The following is a 16413-nucleotide window of genomic DNA, read 5'->3' as shown; positions in this document are numbered from 1 at the left end:
TGAATCCTGGACTCGCGCTGCGAAACGGGATATACATCGGATGTCTGATCGCCGTTCACCCCCGCTCGGGCGGACTTCCGTTCCCGTGCCCGGTGATCGGGTCGCACGGCCGAGAACCGAGGAGCCGCACGTGATCCCGCACCACCCCGATGGCCCGCCCGGGCCCGGCGCAGCCGCTCGCGCGGCCGCCCCCGGCGTCGCCCTCGTCACCGAACTCGTCACCGCGGACATCCGCTTCCCCACCTCGCGGGAGTTGGACGGCTCGGACGCGATGAACCCCGACCCGGACTACTCGGCCGCGTACGTGGTGCTCCGCACCGACGCCGGCGAGGGACACGAGGGACACGGCTTCGCATTCACCATCGGGCGCGGCAACGACGTCCAGGTGGCCGCGATCGAGACGCTGCGCTCCTATGTGGTGGGCCGTCCGCTGCACGCGCTCCTGGACGACCTGGGCGCGTTCTCCCGCACCCTGGTCGGCGACAGCCAACTGCGTTGGCTCGGGCCGGAGAAGGGCGTCATGCACATGGCCATCTCGGCCGTGGTCAACGCCGCGTGGGACCTCAGGGCCAAGCACGCGGGCAAGCCGCTGTGGCTGCTGCTCGCCGAGCTGAGCCCCGAGCAGATCGTCGACCTGGTCGACTTCCGCTACCTCGGCGACGCGCTCACCCGGGACGAGGCGCTGGACATCCTGCGCCGCGCCGCACCGGGCCGGGCCGCGCGGATCGCGGCATTGCGCGCGAACGGGTATCCCGCGTACACCACTTCGCCCGGCTGGCTGGGCTACGACGACGCCAAGCTGGCCCGGCTGTGCCGCGAGGCGGTCGCCGACGGGTTCACCCAGATCAAGCTCAAGGTCGGCGCCGACGTCGAGGACGACGTACGCCGACTGCGGATCGCCCGCGCCACGGTGGGCCCGGACATCCGGATCGCGGTGGATGCCAACCAGCGTTGGGAGGTGGACCAGGCGATCGAATGGATGGGCCGGCTCGCCGAGTTCGACCCGCACTGGATCGAGGAACCCACCAGCCCGGACGAGGTGCTCGGCCACGCGGCGATCCGCGCGGCGATCGCGCCGGTCAAGGTGGCCACCGGGGAACACGTGCAGAACCGGGTCGTGTTCAAGCAGTTGCTGCAGGCCGAGGCGATCGACTTCCTGCAGATCGACGCGTGCCGGGTCGGCGGGGTCAACGAGAACATCGCGATCCTGCTGCTCGCCGCCAAGTTCGGCATCCCGGTCTGCCCGCACGCGGGCGGCGTCGGACTGTGCGAACTGGTCCGGCACCTGTCCATGTTCGACTTCGTCGCGGTCAGCGGCACGGTCGAGGACCGGGTCATCGAGTACGTGGACCACCTGCACGAGCACTTCGTCGACCCGGTCGTGGTCCAGCGCGGCGCCTACCTCGCGCCCACCGCGCCGGGCTTCTCGGCCACCATGCACCCCGAGTCGATCGCCACGTACCGCTACCCGGACGGCTTCTTCTGGACCGCCGACCGCGCCGCCGCCATCGCCGAAGCCCGTGTGGGAGCCGCCTCGTGACCACCCATCAGGAATTCGCCGGACTGCGCGCGCTGGTCACCGGCGGGGCCTCGGGCATCGGCCTGGCCACCGCCCGGATGCTCACCGCGCGCGGCGCGACCGTCGCCGTCCTGGACCGCGACCTCGCCGGGCTGCCGGCCGAACTCGGCGGCCACGTCGCCGATGTCACCGACGATCCGTCGGTGATCCGGGCGGTCGCCGCGGCCGGCGAAGCGCTCGGCGGGCTCGACATCCTGGTCAACAACGCGGGCATCGGCGCGGCGGGCACGGTGGCGGACAACGACGACGCGGAATGGCATCGGGTCCTGGACGTCAACGTGGTCGGTCTGGTCCGGGTCACCCGGGCCTGCCTCCCGTACCTGCGCGCGTCGGCGCACGCGGCGATCGTCAACACCTGCTCGATCGCGGCGACGGCGGGACTGCCGCAGCGGGCGCTGTACGCGGCGTCCAAGGGCGCGGTACAGGCGCTGACCCTGGCGATGGCGGCGGACCACGTGCGGGAGGGCATCCGGGTCAACTGCGTCAACCCCGGCACGGCGGACACCCCGTGGGTGGGACGGTTGTTGTCGGCCGCGGCGGACCCCGACGCGGAACGCGCGGCCCTCGACGCGCGGCAGCCACTGGGTCGGCTGGTCAGCGCGGACGAGGTCGCCTACGCGATCTGCACCCTGGCCAGCCCGCTGGCCGGCGCGACGACCGGTACGGCTTTGGCCGTCGACGGCGGCATGCAGGGCCTGCGGCTGCGGCCGTCGTGATTGGTCGGCCTGCGGCCGGCCTGTCCTCAAGCGCCGGACGGGCTGAGGGGCTTGGTGCGCCCGGGCGCACCCGCCACCGGCCTGCGGCCCGCCAGTCCTCAAGCGCCGGACAGGCTGGGGGATTTGGTGCGCCCGGGCGCACCGGCCACCGGCCTGCGGCCCGCTTGTCCTCAAGCGCCGGACAGGCTGAGGGGCTTGCTCGACCCGGGCTCGACGCGACAGCCCCGGCGCCGGGCTCGGCGCGACGCTTCCGGCACGGGCCTGCGGCCCGTTTGTCCTCAAACGCCGGACGGGCTGGAGTTGTTGGCTCGCCCGGCGTTTGAACGATTGTCCCAGCGACGAAAGGCGATGCTCGTGAAACGCAGTGTGGTCGGTCGAACCAACGTGTCGGTGACCGAAGTCGGGCTCGGTGCCGCGCCGTTGGGAAATCTGGGCGGGGCGCTCGATGGTGCTACTGCGGCGGCCGTCGTGGATGCCGCCTGGGCGGCCGGGGTTCGGTATTTCGATACCGCTCCGCACTACGGGGTGGGGCTGTCCGAAACCCGGCTGGGGGACGCGTTGCGTGGCCGCCCGCGCGGCGAGTACACCGTGTCCACCAAGGTCGGTCGGCTGCTCGTGGACGACCCCGAAGCGCCCACCGCCGGGGAGGGTTTCGTGGGAACACCCGCGCGGCGGCGCGTCCTGGACTACTCGCGCGACGGGGTTCGGCGCAGCCTGGCGGCGAGTCTGGACCGGCTCGGCCTTGATCGGGTCGACATCGTGTTGATCCACGACCCGGACGCGCACTGGGCGCAGGCCGTCGGCGAGGCCTATCCCGCGCTCGCCGAGCTGCGCGATCAGGGCGTCGTCGGCGCGATCGGAGTCGGGATGAATCAGAGCGCGATGCCGGCCCGGTTCGTTGCCGAGACCGATCTCGACTGCGTGATGCTCGCCGGGCGGTACACCCTCCTCGACCGCTCCGGTGCGGACCTGCTCGACCTGTGCGCCCGCCGCGGCGTCTCCGTACTGGGCGCCGGGGTGTACAACAGCGGTCTGCTCGCCGACCCGCGGCCGGGTGCCACCTACGACTACGCCCCGGCCGACCAGGCCCTCCTGGCCCGGGCGTTGCGGCTTCGGGAGGTGTGCGCCGCGCACGGCGTACCGCTGCGCGCCGCGGCTCTGCGCTTCGTCGCCGCGCACCCCGCCGTGGCCACGATCGTGGTCGGCGCCCGGGACGCGGCGCAGATCGCGGACACGGTCGCCCTCGCCGCGTCCGAGATCCCCGCGCGGCTGTGGGCCGAGCTCGACGCGGTCCAGGCTTAGCAAGGCCGCACGCACTTCGGCCGGGCCATGAGCACGATCCATGGCCCGGCCGAAGTGCGTTGTGGGTCGGCGGTTACCCGAAGACGCGCAGGCCGTCGATCTGGAGGTAGCTCCCGCCGGTCTTGGTCAGCGTCAGCGTGTGTTTGCCGGGCTTCAAGTACCGTGCGGTGTACAGCTTTTGCTGCGCCGCATAACCGCCGCCGCTGTCCGTGGTGACCGGGCCGACCGGCACCCCGTCCACGGTCAGTGTCGCCGAGCCGTAGCCGGCGCCCATCGGGACCAGCAGGTCCAGACCCGTGCCGGTGAACGTCGCGGTGACCGCGTCGCCGTCGGTGGCGGTATAGGTGACATCGTCGCCGAGGTCGCCCGCACCTCGGCCACCGGCGTGCGCCCAACTCCCCGTGTACCCGAACGCCGGATCCGTGTCGTTGAGTTCGACCGGGCTCGGCAGCGTCCGACCGCCGTCGATGCGCAGCGCGCGGCCGTCCACCTTGACCAGCTTGACGGTGTGCTGCCCGGGCGCCAAGTGTCGTGCCGCGTACAGGACTTCCTGCGCCTTCGGCCAGGCCGCGAAGGCGCTGAGCCGCTGCACGAGCGCGCCGTCCAGGTAGACGTCGTAGGCACCGCCGGTCCAACCGCGCGGACCGAGTACGTCGGCCCCGGTGCCGGTGAACGTGTAGGTCACCGAACTGCCGTTCGCGGTGGCCACCTGCACGTCGTCACCGAGGTTCCCGGCCCACGGCTCGGTCGTGCGCTTCCAGTCGCCGCTCCAGCCGAAGCTCGGCGCGTCCTGGTTGACGGGGGTCACGGTCGAGCGTTCCGCGGTGCCGCGCAGCGCCTGGCGTACGTCGGCCAGGATGGCCAACGAACGTTCGGAGACCCGGCCGTCCTCGTACATCATCAGGTCGAAGCTCAGCGGCACATTGCGGCGCGAGGCGTCCAGTGCCCAGTCCACCGCCTGCTTGGCCGAGAAGTTGGTCCAGTCGTTGGTGATCTTCTGGCCCTGGAGGTGGATGCCCCAGTCGTCCTCCATCCGGAACATCGCGTGCTGCAGCAGGCCCTTTTGCGGTCCGGACCGGAACACCCCGTCGCCGCCGACCGGCGCACTGCCCGGGACCGCCTCGCCGTGGCCGTCCTCGGCGAAGTAGACGTCCTGGAAGTCGGTGTAGCGGGGCAGGATCCAGGAGTTCCAGGACACCATGCGGTTCGGGTTGCCGGTCCGGGCCACCTTCTCCAACTCCTCGAACGGCGCCGGGTAGTAGATCAGCCCGTCGTCGAAGAAGAAGCCGTCCAGTTTGTTGCCGTACCGCGCGCCGATGTCGGCGACCACACGTTTCCAGTTGTTCAGCATCGTGCTGCGGTCACCGGTGCCGGTGGTGGACCACTCCGGCGGGAGTTTCTGCTGCGGCCACCACGCGGCGTCCTCGGTGCCGAGGTGGTAGTAGATGGTGAAGCCCAGGCCCTGTGCGTGCAGCGCGCCCGCCACCTCGCCGATCAGGTCGCGCTGGGCGGTGAGGTCGCCGTTGCCCACGATCGAGTCGATCGCCGCGTTCGGCCCATCCACGTGGTAGCCCCACCAGCTGTAGGACCAGATCACATACGCCGCGCCGGATTCCTTGACGGTGCGGACGAAGGCCGGTACGTCGAAGTCGGCGGCCTGCCGGTTCAGCGGCTTGGCGCCGCCCGCGTTGTCCGGGAAGCCCCAGGAGCCGTATTGGAACATCAGCCCGTAGCCGCTCTTCGCGAACGCGGAGGTGTTGGCGCGCGCGTCCTGGATCCGCCGTTCGCGGGCCGGGCGTTCGCGCTCACGGACCAGTTCGAGCGACTTGACCTGTGCGTCGCCGGCGGGCGAGGTACGGGTGAGCACGATCGTGGAGGTGCCGGTGGGCAGCGTCAGGGTGCCGCCGTCGACCCGGTTCCAACCGCCGGCGGGCTGTACGAAGCCGGTCGCCGCCGTACCGCCGCGCACCGCGACCTTGAACGTCTGGCCGGCGCCCGCGTTCACCATCGCGGTGATCCGATAGGCGTCGCCCTTGGGCACGTTGACGGTCCAGGCGAGGTAGTCATCGGCGGACTTGAAGTTCTCGACCCAGAAGTTCTTCCGACTGTCCGGGGCGTACACACTGATCGAGGGCGTACGTTCGGCCGCCGTCCCCATCAGCACCGTGACGTTGTCGGTCTTGGCGGACTGGTCGATCCGCTGCGGGACTTCGCCGGCCTGGGGCACGGCATTCGCAGCTGGGCCGGCGGCGCTCGCCGCCTGCGCGGTCGGGGATATCGCCCCGATGGGGACGGCCAGTGCGGCCGTCGCCACCAGGATGGTGCACCATCGTCTCAACACCTGTGAGCCTCCAAGCTCATCGTTGTACGGAGATGCGTGGGTGGAACGCGGCCGGCGCGGACCGGCGCCGACCGCGTACACGAATGCCCGGCGTACGGTCGTACGGCCGGGCATTCGCGAGTCTGGGAATGGGCGGGATGGACAGGCGCGCTCAGCGCAGCGCGAGTGCGGCGCCGGAGGCCGCGTCGAAGAGGTGGATCCGCGCCGGGTCCAGGGCCAGTTCGACCTTGGCGTCGGCTCGCACGCCGCTCTCCGCCGGGAAGCGGCAGGCGATCGGCGCGGGCGTGGAGGCCGCGTCGCCGCGTTCGGCACCCAGTGTGACGTAGACGTTCTTCTCCGCGCCGAGTGCCTCGACGTATTCCACGACGGCGGGGATGCGGACCTGTGTTCCGGTCCCGTCACCCGTGATCGCCGCGTCGAGCAGGTGTTCCGGGCGTACGCCGACCGTGATCGCACCGGTGGCGGCGCCCTCGGGCAGGGTCGCCAGCGGGATCTCCACGCCGCCGAGCACCACCGTGCCGGTCTTGCCCGCGCGCGTGAGCGTAGCGTCGACCAGGTTCATCGGCGGTGTGCCCATGAACGACGCGACGAACGTGTTCGCGGGTGTGCGGTAGATCTCGTCGGGGGTGCCGATCTGCTGCAACCGGCCGTCCTTGAGCACCGCGACCCGGTGGCCCATGGTCATCGCCTCGACCTGATCGTGCGTCACGTACACCATCGTGGTGCCCACCCGACGCTGGAGCCGGGCGATCTCGCCGCGCATCTGTACGCGCAGTTTGGCGTCCAGGTTGGACAACGGTTCGTCCATCAGGAACAGTTGCGCGTCGCGGATGATCGCCCGACCCATCGCGACCCGTTGCCGCTGTCCGCCGGAGAGTTGGCCGGGCTTGCGGTCCAGGTAGTCGGTCAGTTCCAACAGCGCGGCCACCTCGCGTACCCGCCGGTCGATCTCGGCCTTGGGGCGTTTGGCCAGGCGCAGTGGGTAGGCGATGTTGCGGGCCACCGTGTAGTGCGGGTAGAGCGCGTAGTTCTGGAAGACCATGGCGATGTCCCGGTCGCCGGGGTGCACGTCGTTGACGACCCGGTCGCCGATCCGCAGTTCGCCGCCGGTGATCGATTCCAGGCCGGCGATCATCCGCAGCAGCGTCGACTTGCCGCAGCCGGACGGGCCGACCAGGACCAGGAATTCGCCGTCCGCGATGTCCAGGTCGAGGCCGTGCACGGCGACGTGCCCGTTCGGGTAGGTCTTGGACACCTGGTCCAACGTCACCTGGGCCATTTCTCTCCTTGCTTGGGAATCCCGGTCATTCCTTGACGCCGCCGCTGGTCAGGCCCGCCGTGATGAAGCGCAGGCCGAAGACGACCAGGAGCAGGGCGGGGACCGCGAGCAGGACCAGGGACGCGTTGTACTTGCCGATGTCGGCGGGGCTGGTGGCCAGATACTGCTGGAAGGACTGCACGGCCTTGGCCGCGGTGGTGTACTTCTCCTCCTGCAGGAACAGGCTGGGGAAGAGGAAGTCCTGCAGCGACCACATCACGCACAGGATGGACAGGTTCACCAACGCGGGCCGGCACAACGGGAGATACACGGTGCGGAAGACCTGCCAGTGGGTGGCCCGGTCCATCCGGGCCGCCTCGACCAGCGAATCGGGGATGTTGTCGCCGAAGTTGCGCAGCAGCAGGACGGCGAACGGCAGGGTCAGCGCGGCCTCGGGCAGGGCCACGCCGAGGTAGTTGTCGAAGAGGCCGGCCTCGCGGATCGTGTAGTAGAGCGGTACCAGGATCGCGGTGCCGGGCACGGCCAGGCACAGTACGACGCCGTAGTACAGCGCCTCCTTGCCGCGGAAGTGCAGTTTGGAGAAGGCGTAGCCGGCGAGCGCGCCGACCACGACCACGATGCTCGCGTGCAGGATGGCGATGATGAACGAGTTGAGGTAGGTCTCGTAGATCGTCACGCCGCCGACCGGGTCGGTGAACAGTGCCGTGTAGTTGTGCACGCCGCCGCCCTCCAACGAGCGCTTGATCGCGGCGTAGATGGGGAACAGCCAGATCGCGCCCATCAGGAGCAACATCGCCTGGAGGATCCGCCGGTCGCGGGTGCGGCGCACGAGTACGCCCATGGCGTCGCCGGTGTCGGCCACCGTCACACCTCCTCGTTCTTCCCGGTGAAGCGGAGTTGGATCGCGGACAGGAGCAGTGCGAGCAACAGCACCACCACGGCCGCCGCGGACGCGTAGCCGACCTGTGGGCCGGGCGAGGTGGCGAAGTTGTACACGTAGGTACCGGAGATCTCGGTGCCGCCGGCGGGGCCGCCCTTGGTGGAGAAGAAGACGATCTCGAAGGCGCGGAAGGACATCAGCAGGATCGAGATGACCACGGTCTTGTGCGTGGTGCGCATCAGCGGGAAGAGCATGGTGCGAAGCAGTTGCCAGAACGAGGCGCCGTCCAGGACGGCGGCCTCCAGGAGCGAGGTGTTCAGCGCGCTGAGGTCGGCGGTGTAGTACATGATCGGCAGCCCGACCAGGTAGACGAAGATGCCGATGACCACGGCGTAGGCCAGGCCCGGGTCGGTCAACCATTCGCCGGTCAGCGAGTCGAGGCCGGCGCTGCGCAGTGTCTCGTTGAGGGTGCCGTAGCGGTTTTCCATCATCGCGCCGAACACCGAGGCGACCAGGGCGACCGGCATCAGGGAGGGGACCAGGAAGACCACGTAGTACCAGCGTCTGCCGCGCAGTCCGGTGCTCAGCACGACGGCGATGAAGAAGCCGAGGGTGAGCGCCGCGGCCACCGCCGCGCCGGCGAAGACGACGTTGTTCACCAGTGCGCCGAGGAAGCGGTCGTCGGTGAACAACAGTCGGTAGTTCTCCAGGCCGATCCATTCCGGGTCCAGGAAGGACAGGTCGGTGCGTTGCAGGCTGGTGCGGGCGAGGAAGACGAAGCCGAAGACGTAGAAGACGAGGTAGAAGCCGAGGAGCGGGACGAGGAAGAGCAGCGCGACGCGCCAGGCTCCCCGCTGTTGCGGCCCGTCGGCCGGCTTGTTGCGGCGGCGTGCGGGGCGCCTGCCGGGGCGCCGGCCGGGGTGGGCCGGTACCCCGGCCGCGGTCGACGCGGCGTCGACCGGGTCCGGGGCTGTGGTGGTCATGGGCGTCCTTGCCGATCGGGGGTGCATCCGGGCGGGGTTCGTGCGGGCCGGTTCGCGCGGGGGCGGTGCCGAGGCCCGGGCGGGCTACTTGCTGTAGCGGCCGCTGGTGAACTCGTCCTGGAGCTTCTTCGCCTCGGACTTGGGGTCGGAGCCCTGGATGACCTTTTTGACCGTGTCGCCGGTGATGGTGGAGAAGTCGCTCATGTTGTTGCGGTCGCTCGCGGGCTTGGCCACCAGGTCCTGGATGGCGGTGTAGCCGGTGCGCCCGGCGTCGCTGGTGAGCACGTCGGGGGGCAGCACGAAGTTCTGCTTGACCGGGATCAGGCCCAGGTCCGCGCCCCACACCTGGACACCGTCGCCGACGGTGAGGAACTTGAGCAACTCGGCCGCCTCCTTGGGGTGTTTGGCGTTCTTCGGGACGGCCAGGCCGGTCTCGATGAAGCCGCGCAGGGAGGGGGTGCCGGCCGGGTTCACCAGCGGCAGGGCGGCGGCGCCGACATCCTTGATCTCGATCTTGTTGGCCTGGCGGTAGGTCGGCGAGAGCATGCCCGCGTCCCACGTGCCGCCGAAGTAGAAGGCCGACTTGCCGGTGGCGAACAGCTGGGTGGCACGGGTGCCGTCCAGGTCCAGGGTGTCCTTGCCGAGCGTGCCGTCCTTGTACAGCCCGGCGTAGTCGCGCAGCGCGCCGATGTAGCGCTCGTCGTCCCAACGGCCCTTGTTGTAGCGGATGTCGTCGAACAGGGTGGGGGCGGTCTGGCCGGCGATGGTGAGCGCGACCTCGTCCTGGAACCACGAGTCGCCGGCCATGGCGACCGGGATGGTGTCCGGGGTGGACTGCTTGACCTTGGCGACGGCGTCCTTGAGTTCGGCCATGGTCTTGGGCACGGTGGTCACACCGGCCTTGTCGAGCAGGTCCTTGTTGTAGAACATCGCGGCGGAGCCGAGCCGGCCCATCGGGATGAAGTAGAGCTTGCCGTCCTTGACGAGCTTCCGGCTCTGCGCGAGGGCGGCCGGGGCGACCTGGCCGAGTACGTCGTCGCCGATGCCGAGGTCGGTGACGGGGGTGAGCTTGTTGGCGAGCTGGTCGGCCATCGCGGAGGCCTGCACGCCCACGAGATCCAGCTTCTGGCCGCTGTTCAGCGCCAGCGGAAGCTTCTTCTGGTAGTCCGAGTTGGTGTTGAGCTGGAGGTCCACCTTGATGTTGGGGTGACTCGCCTCGAACGCGGCGATGGTCTTCTTGAGCGTGGCGTCGGTGGGGAACCAGGTCCAGTACTTGAGCGTGACCTTGCCGTCCGCCGAAGTTGCCTTGTCGTCGCCGCTGTTGCCGCACGCGGTGGCGAGCAGGCCGGTGACCGTGAGGACGGCGAGCGCCGTGGTCAGCCGGCGTGTCCGTGAGCGTTCCATGGGTCTCCTTCGCACGAGGTCGACACCATGTGGTGCGCCGCCGTGTGCCCTGCCGGGCCGGGTCCGTACGTCACCGGGCGGCGGGGTCCGCCGGCGACACGATGTCGGGGATGACTGCGATGACTTCGGGGTCTGCGTGTGCAGAGCTGGAGCCTATACATCGGATCTCTGACGGCACAAGACTTTCATGGGCGTCACGGGCAGACCGTCTCCGAAGCGAAATGCAGCAGCCGGAATTGGCGGTTCTGCCTGATAGATGGGGCTATGTGGGCTCACTGCGGAGCACCGGTCGGTAATTCGGCGCGGATTTCCGCGTCAATAGGAGCAGTCCATACATCGGCTCTTTACGGAGAGTGGCGAAGAGTGGCGAAGTATCGGGGTGAGCAACGGGCGGAGGTGTGTCGGGCGTGGTGTCCGGCGAGGCCGGGCGGCGCTGATTGGATGGGTGCCGGCCAACGAATCGCCCCGGGAGTACCCATGAACCACCCCCACCCCCAGCCCCATCGACTCGACCGCGCCACCGATCTCGAACTCCTCGAGGCGGCGACGCACGCCGCCGCCACCGCATGCCGAGGCGACAACCACAGCGTGGCCGCGGCGGCCCTGAGCCGGGACGGCCGGATCTTCACGGGCGTGAGCGTGCACCACTTCACCGGCGGCCCGTGCGCCGAATTGGTGGTCATCGGCACGGCCGCCACGCAGGGCGCCTACGACCTGGACACGATCGTCGCGGTCGGCGACCGGGGCCGCGGTGTGGTCCCACCGTGCGGCCGCTGCCGCCAGGTCCTGTCCGACTACTTCCCGACGATCCGCGTCCTGGTCCCGATCGACGGCGAGACGACGGCCGTCCCGATCGGCGATTTGCTCCCGGCCGGCTACGTGTGGTCGAACCACCGGAACCCGGAGGAGTAGCGGGAGGACCCACCTCCCCAATCGTTTCGCCCACCGAATTGGCGTGATATATGGGTGAGTTCCTATGGTCCGGGCCGGTGGCGCAGTGGCATTCTGAGCCGGTGATGTCGAGCTACCAGTTGCTGGTCACGCAGGTCCTGGCAGAGACCGACGACACCGACTCATGGCGGTTGTGGCCCGGCGACCCCTGGTGCATGGTGGCGCCCCCGAAGCACATCCGGCGGCGGCAGGGCTGGAAGCTGCATCTGTCCTCGACCGCGCGGTCCGCCCCGCAGGTACTGGAGCGCGCGGCCCGGGTGCTGGTCGCGCACGACTGTGCGTTCAAGTTCGCGGTCACCCCGAAGGCGGCTGCCGAGATGAACGCGGTGCGGGCGACCCGGGCGATGTCCGGCAAGTTCATCACCGCGTATCCGGCCGACGACGAGCAGTTGGTCGTGCTCGCCGCCGAGTTGCACACGGTGACCGAGGGGCTGCCGGGGCCGGCCATTCTCTCCGATCGGCGGTATCGGCCGGGCAGCCTGGTCCACTACCGCTTCGGCTGCTTCGCGCATCCTCGGGAGTTGAACGACGAGGGGTTCTACGAAGGCCGCCTCGAAGCACCCGACGGCACATCGGTGCCGGACCGGCGCGAGGCCTGGTTCGCCCCACCCGCGTGGGCGGTCGACCCGTTGGCCCCGCCCACCCCACCGCGTACCGGGCGCAAACGTGGCGACCCGGTCCTGCTCGCGGACCGATACCGGGTCCGGGAGGCGATCAACCACTCCAACCGGGGCGGTGTATACCGGGCCCGCGACGAGCGGACCGGCGAGGACGTACTGATCAAGGAGGCCCGCCCGCACGTCGCCTCAGGGCCGGACGGCCGGGACGCCCGGGACTGGCTGCGCCACGAGGCCGAGGTGCTCGAACTGCTCGCACCCCGCAAGATCGTGCCGGCGGTGCGCGAGGTGTTCGAGCAGGGTGGGCACGTCTTCCTCGTCGAGGACCTGATCGACGGGGACACCCTCCAGCGGTGGACCACCGAACGTTTGGAACGCCGGCACGGCGACGACGGCCTGATCCCGGTCTCGACCGCCCGGGAACTGGCCCGTGAACTCGCCCGGTTGATGGCCGAGGTGCACGAGGAGTCGCTGGTACTGCGGGACTTCAAGCCGAGCAACGTGATGATCACGCCGCAGGGTCGGCCCATGCTCGTGGACCTGGAGGGCGCGGTGCGGCTCGGGACCCGGGCGCCCGTGATCGGTACCCGCGGATTCACCGCGCCCGAATACCTCGCCTCGGGCGAAGCCGAGCCGCCCGCACCGGGATACCCGGCGGACTGCTTCAGCCTGGGTGCGACGTTGCTGCATGTCACCGCCGGGATCAGCCCGGTCCTCGCCTCGGACGGCGCGCCGGCCCGATCGGCCGGCGAGCGGCTCGCGGCGATCGTCGCGGCCGCCGCGCCCGGGATCCCGGCACTGGGCGCGCTGGCACCGTTGATCGTCGGGCTCACCGCGGCCGGCCCGGAGCGATGGACGCTGGAGCAGGCCGCCGACTTCCTGGGAACGGAACCGGGACCGGGACCGGGACCGGGACCGGGACTGGGACGCCGACCGGCGTTCGCGCACATCGCGCCACCCGCGCCACCCGCGCCGGCCGCGCCGGATCGGCTGCTGGCGGACGGACTGGCGCACCTCACCGACACGATGGATCCGGAGGCCGCGTATCTGTGGCCCGCTCCGCGCTCACTGCCGGACAGTGACCCGTGCAACGTGCAACTCGGCGCCGCCGGGGTGCTCGCCGTCCTGGACCGGGCCGTGCGGTGCGGCCACGAGGCCGTGCGGCCGGCGTTGCGGACGGCCGCGGACTGGCTCGACCGCCGGTTGACCCGCCCGGAACGGGTGTTGCCCGGGCTGTACTTCGGGCGTTCGGGCACCGCCTGGGCACTGTACGAGGCGGCCCGGACGCTGGCCGACGAATCGCTGGCGGACCGCGCGGCGGCGTACGCCCTGGCCATCCCGCTGACCGGGAACAACCCGGACGTGTGCCACGGTCTGGCCGGTGCCGGCACGGCCCAGCTACACCTGTGGCACGCCACCGGGGACGACCGGTTCGCCGCGCGGGTCGGCGAGTGTGCGGACGGCATGTTGCGGTTGTTGGCGGCGGCCGACGGCGGGGTGGACTGGCCGGTGGGGCCCGAGGTACGTGCCGAGCTGGCCGGTTCGTCCCTGTACGGCTTCGGCCACGGGGTGGCGGGGAACGCGAACTTCCTGCTGGCGGCGGGCCGCGACCTGGATCGGCCCGACCTGGTGGACATCGCGATCGGCGGCGCACACGCGCTGGCCGCGGTCGCCGACCGGCGTTCGGACGTCGTGCTGTGGCCGAAGGGCCCCGGGCGGACCGAGCGACCGGGGCTGAACTTCTGGTGCAACGGCACCTCCGGCGTGGCCGGCTTCCTGCTCCGGTTGTGGCAGGTCACCGGCGAGGACCGCTGGCTCGACCTGACCGAGGGCGCCGCGCGCGCCGTGTACGAGGAACGGTGGCGGATGGGCCCCGGCTCGTGTCACGGCGTGGCCGGCAACGCCGAACTGCTGCTCGACCTGCACGCGGCCACCGGCGACGCGCGATACCGGGATCGGGCCCGGGAGTTGGCGGACTGCATCGCGCTGCGGGCCGCCCGCCGGCACGGCCGGCTGCTCGTTCCGGACGACACGTTGCGCGAGATGTACGCGTCGTACGGCGTCGGCATGGCCGGTGTGCTGGATTTCCTGCTCCGCCTGGTACACGGCGGACCCCGCGCGTGGCTGGTCGACCGGCCGGCCATCAGGCCGATTCCCGGAAAGGGGAGATGAGGCATGGAGAATTTCGTCCTGGAACTCCAGGAACTGCCGGCCGTCGATGAGCACCAGGACCTCGAGCCCATGCGGTGTTGCGACACCTGCGGCCGCAGCTCCTGGGTGGTCGACGTGGAGGACGTCGACTGATCCGCGATTCCGCCGAGTTCCGTACGGGCGGCCGGGCCGCCCGTACGGAACTCTCGCGCCCGGTGGGTCGGGCGCGGCGTCCGTCACCAAGTCGTGGGCGGCGCCCACGGCCAGTCGGCGTCCCGGCCGCGGGAGAGCAGGTCCATCATGGTGAACATCTTGTCGCTGAAGCCGCCGATCTCATGCCGGTTCGGCGTGCCGGACTCGATCGAAGTCGCGCTGTAGCCGGTGGTGTTGATGCCGAACATGGGCACCGTCGCGGGGATCGCGGCGGACACGGAGATCGTGCGCCGGTCGAGGCGGTAGCCCGTACCGGGATAGGCGAACGCCTGCATGTCGGAGACGATCACCACCCGATCGTGCCCCCGGTAGGCGGCCTTCAGCGCGGCGACGGTCTCGGTACCGTGCCCGACCTCGCCGACCCGCTGGGTAAACGCCTCGATGTTGCGCAGGACCGATCCGCCCCGGGCGAGCCGGTGCGCGAAGTGGCCGTCGGCGAACCCGACCAGGTCGACCAGGTGGCCCCGACGCGCCAGGACCGCGCCGAACAGCGCACCGACGTCGACGTGCCGGATCTGCGAGCGAGCGGACACCCGGGACTGCATGCTGGCGGAGGTGTCGACCAGGACGAGCGTGCGGCCGGTCGGCGCCGGGATGTTCGCACACGACGCGGTCAGGGCCCGGTCCAGCGCATGTCCCCATCGCAGGGAGGGCGCCGCACGGTAGGCGGACAGGAACCGGTAGGGGAACTGCCGCGAACGGACCACCTCGCCCGGATCGGCCAGGCGCGCCGCGATACGCGCCGCGACGTCGTCCGAGACTCCCGACTCGTCGAAGTTGCGCAGGTTCCGCAGCAGCGCCATGTAACCCATCGACGGCACCAGCGCCGACCACAACTCGGCCCGGTCGACCCGGCCGCCCACCAGGGACAGTGCGTCCTCCCAGGTCATGCCGGCCGCCGAGAGCGCGTCCGGGTCGAGCAGCGCGCGCGGGTCGGCCTTCGCGGCGCGGCGCAGTTCGGCGTTGGCGGTGACCGTACGCAGCCCGGGCGGCGGGACGGCCGCGTCCGGGTGGTGGCGCCGGTCGAGGGCGTGCGTGAACAGGTCGCCCTGCCACGGCTTCGCCGGATCCGGCGCGGGGTGGACCAGGTTGAGCACGTCGGCGAACCGGAAGCCCTTGCTCGCGGTGTCGTACTTGAGCAGCGAACGTTCGTTGTACAGGCGGCGAATCGCGTCGCCGACGCCGCGCTTGATCGGCTTGGGGATGGCGCGGCCGTAGTGGCCGGTCCAGTAGCCGAGCAGTTCGCCCGGCTCGTCGGCGCGGGCCAGGGCGGCGTCGACGACCCGGCGCGAGTATCCGGGTGTGCCGTCCGCTCCGGCGTCGAGGCGGGCCCTGACGGTCTCGGCCGCGGCGACCAGGGCGGCGCTGCGCATGTTCGCCTCGCCGCGCAGCCAGCGCACGAACTCGACCATCCAGTCCGGATGTTCCACGGCGACGGCACGCACCAACGTGGTGTATCGGTCGTCGCGGGCGCCGGCGCTCTCGTAGAACGTGTCGTTGCCGACCATGTTGACGACGGCGAGCATGAGCAGCTCGCTACGGGTGTCGCGGGTGTAGGCGGCACCACCCTCGTAGGTCGTGGCGGGGCCGGTGGTGGTGGTCGGGCCGGAGGCGCGCGACCGTGCGGCGCGGATGTTGAAGCGAGACATGTGGGGTTCCCCGGAGGGTGGGGGGAGGTCGTGCGTCGCGTGGGTGCCCGAGATCAGGGCGGCTGGGCGTTCCAGGCGCTCTGGGCCGCTGAGCTACCGACGACCGAGATCGTCGTCCGGGATTCGAACCCGGGTCGCCCCTTGTTGAGAGGGAAGAATTCCCGGCCTGCGCACCGGGCACCCGCGACGTCGTGCCTCCCGAGATCGAAAGCGGCGACGGAAAAGCCCGATGCTCTGTCCAGTTGAGCTACCTGCCGCCTTTCGACGACCGGGTGGGACTCGAACCCACAACCCTCGGATCCGAAGTATCCGTTGCCTGCGCACCGGGAGGTGCGTATGAAGTTGTCG

Annotated in this window: 12 protein-coding genes; 6 read left to right on the top strand and 6 right to left on the bottom strand. The window is 70.6% G+C overall.

What is annotated here, in order from left to right:
• Positions 1-130: 130 nt before the first annotated feature.
• The 3 genes from ABIA38_RS26815 to ABIA38_RS26805 all read left to right on the top strand — a co-directional run bounded on the left by ABIA38_RS26815 (position 131) and on the right by ABIA38_RS26805 (position 3597).
• Positions 131-1540 (top strand): L-fuconate dehydratase, encoded by a 1410-nt coding sequence (locus ABIA38_RS26815; protein WP_424641401.1) that lies wholly within the window; start codon positions 131-133, stop codon positions 1538-1540.
• Positions 1537-2295: an SDR family NAD(P)-dependent oxidoreductase gene (locus ABIA38_RS26810; protein ID WP_424641400.1), complete on the top strand. Its 759-nt coding sequence runs from the start codon at positions 1537-1539 to the stop codon at positions 2293-2295. Before ABIA38_RS26815 ends, ABIA38_RS26810 begins: the two co-directional genes overlap by 4 nt.
• A gap of 354 nt (positions 2296-2649) precedes the next feature.
• Positions 2650-3597, top strand: coding sequence for an aldo/keto reductase (locus tag ABIA38_RS26805; RefSeq protein ID WP_424641399.1), 948 nt, complete (start codon positions 2650-2652; stop codon positions 3595-3597).
• A gap of 73 nt (positions 3598-3670) precedes the next feature.
• Here the strand turns inward: ABIA38_RS26805 and ABIA38_RS26800 are convergent, their stop codons facing one another.
• The 5 genes from ABIA38_RS26800 to ABIA38_RS26780 all read right to left on the bottom strand — a co-directional run bounded on the left by ABIA38_RS26800 (position 3671) and on the right by ABIA38_RS26780 (position 10484).
• Positions 3671-5938, bottom strand: a complete 2268-nt coding sequence (locus ABIA38_RS26800; RefSeq protein ID WP_424641398.1) for an alpha-L-fucosidase — start codon at positions 5936-5938, stop codon at positions 3671-3673.
• A 151-nt stretch (positions 5939-6089) separates the two neighbouring features.
• Positions 6090-7217 carry an ABC transporter ATP-binding protein gene (locus ABIA38_RS26795; protein ID WP_424641397.1) on the bottom strand — a complete coding sequence of 376 codons (1128 nt, stop codon included), beginning with the start codon at positions 7215-7217 and terminating at the stop codon, positions 6090-6092.
• 25 nt (positions 7218-7242) lie between these two features.
• On the bottom strand, positions 7243-8079 hold the full coding sequence (locus ABIA38_RS26790) for a carbohydrate ABC transporter permease (RefSeq protein ID WP_424641396.1): 837 nt from the start codon (positions 8077-8079) through the stop codon (positions 7243-7245).
• Positions 8080-8081: 2 nt separating this feature from the next.
• Positions 8082-9080 carry a carbohydrate ABC transporter permease gene (locus ABIA38_RS26785; protein ID WP_424641395.1) on the bottom strand — a complete coding sequence of 333 codons (999 nt, stop codon included), beginning with the start codon at positions 9078-9080 and terminating at the stop codon, positions 8082-8084.
• 84 nt (positions 9081-9164) lie between these two features.
• Complete coding sequence (locus ABIA38_RS26780; protein ID WP_424641394.1) at positions 9165-10484, bottom strand: ABC transporter substrate-binding protein; 1320 nt, start codon at positions 10482-10484, stop codon at positions 9165-9167.
• A 477-nt stretch (positions 10485-10961) separates the two neighbouring features.
• Between ABIA38_RS26780 and ABIA38_RS26775 the strand changes: the two genes are divergently transcribed.
• The 3 genes from ABIA38_RS26775 to ABIA38_RS26765 all read left to right on the top strand — a co-directional run bounded on the left by ABIA38_RS26775 (position 10962) and on the right by ABIA38_RS26765 (position 14356).
• Positions 10962-11396 (top strand): cytidine deaminase family protein, encoded by a 435-nt coding sequence (locus ABIA38_RS26775; protein WP_424641393.1) that lies wholly within the window; start codon positions 10962-10964, stop codon positions 11394-11396.
• 77 nt (positions 11397-11473) lie between these two features.
• Positions 11474-14224 (top strand): class IV lanthionine synthetase LanL, encoded by a 2751-nt coding sequence (gene lanL / locus ABIA38_RS26770; protein ID WP_424641392.1) that lies wholly within the window; start codon positions 11474-11476, stop codon positions 14222-14224.
• A 3-nt stretch (positions 14225-14227) separates the two neighbouring features.
• Positions 14228-14356, top strand: a complete 129-nt coding sequence (locus ABIA38_RS26765) for a hypothetical protein (RefSeq protein ID WP_424641391.1) — start codon at positions 14228-14230, stop codon at positions 14354-14356.
• A gap of 83 nt (positions 14357-14439) precedes the next feature.
• On the opposite strand, the gene ABIA38_RS26760 is transcribed toward ABIA38_RS26765, so the two are convergent.
• Positions 14440-16065, bottom strand: coding sequence for a TROVE domain-containing protein (locus ABIA38_RS26760; protein ID WP_424641390.1), 1626 nt, complete (start codon positions 16063-16065; stop codon positions 14440-14442).
• Between the last annotated feature and the right edge of the window lie 348 nt (positions 16066-16413).

Origin of the sequence: Embleya sp. AB8, assembly GCF_049739465.1 — a bacterium.
Classification (GTDB): domain Bacteria; phylum Actinomycetota; class Actinomycetes; order Streptomycetales; family Streptomycetaceae; genus Embleya.
This window is presented reverse-complemented; position numbering and strand designations above follow the sequence as displayed.

Excerpts from the sequence above, each read along its gene's own strand:
- ABIA38_RS26785 (WP_424641395.1), bottom strand. The coding sequence starts at position 9,080 with ATGACCACCACAGCCCCGGACCCGGTCGACGCCGCGTCGACCGCGGCC.
- ABIA38_RS26780 (WP_424641394.1), bottom strand. The coding sequence starts at position 10,484 with ATGGAACGCTCACGGACACGCCGGCTGACCACGGCGCTCGCCGTCCTC.
- ABIA38_RS26760 (WP_424641390.1), bottom strand. The coding sequence starts at position 16,065 with ATGTCTCGCTTCAACATCCGCGCCGCACGGTCGCGCGCCTCCGGCCCG.
- ABIA38_RS26795 (WP_424641397.1), bottom strand. The coding sequence starts at position 7,217 with ATGGCCCAGGTGACGTTGGACCAGGTGTCCAAGACCTACCCGAACGGG.
- ABIA38_RS26765 (WP_424641391.1), top strand. The coding sequence starts at position 14,228 with ATGGAGAATTTCGTCCTGGAACTCCAGGAACTGCCGGCCGTCGATGAG.
- ABIA38_RS26775 (WP_424641393.1), top strand. The coding sequence starts at position 10,962 with ATGAACCACCCCCACCCCCAGCCCCATCGACTCGACCGCGCCACCGAT.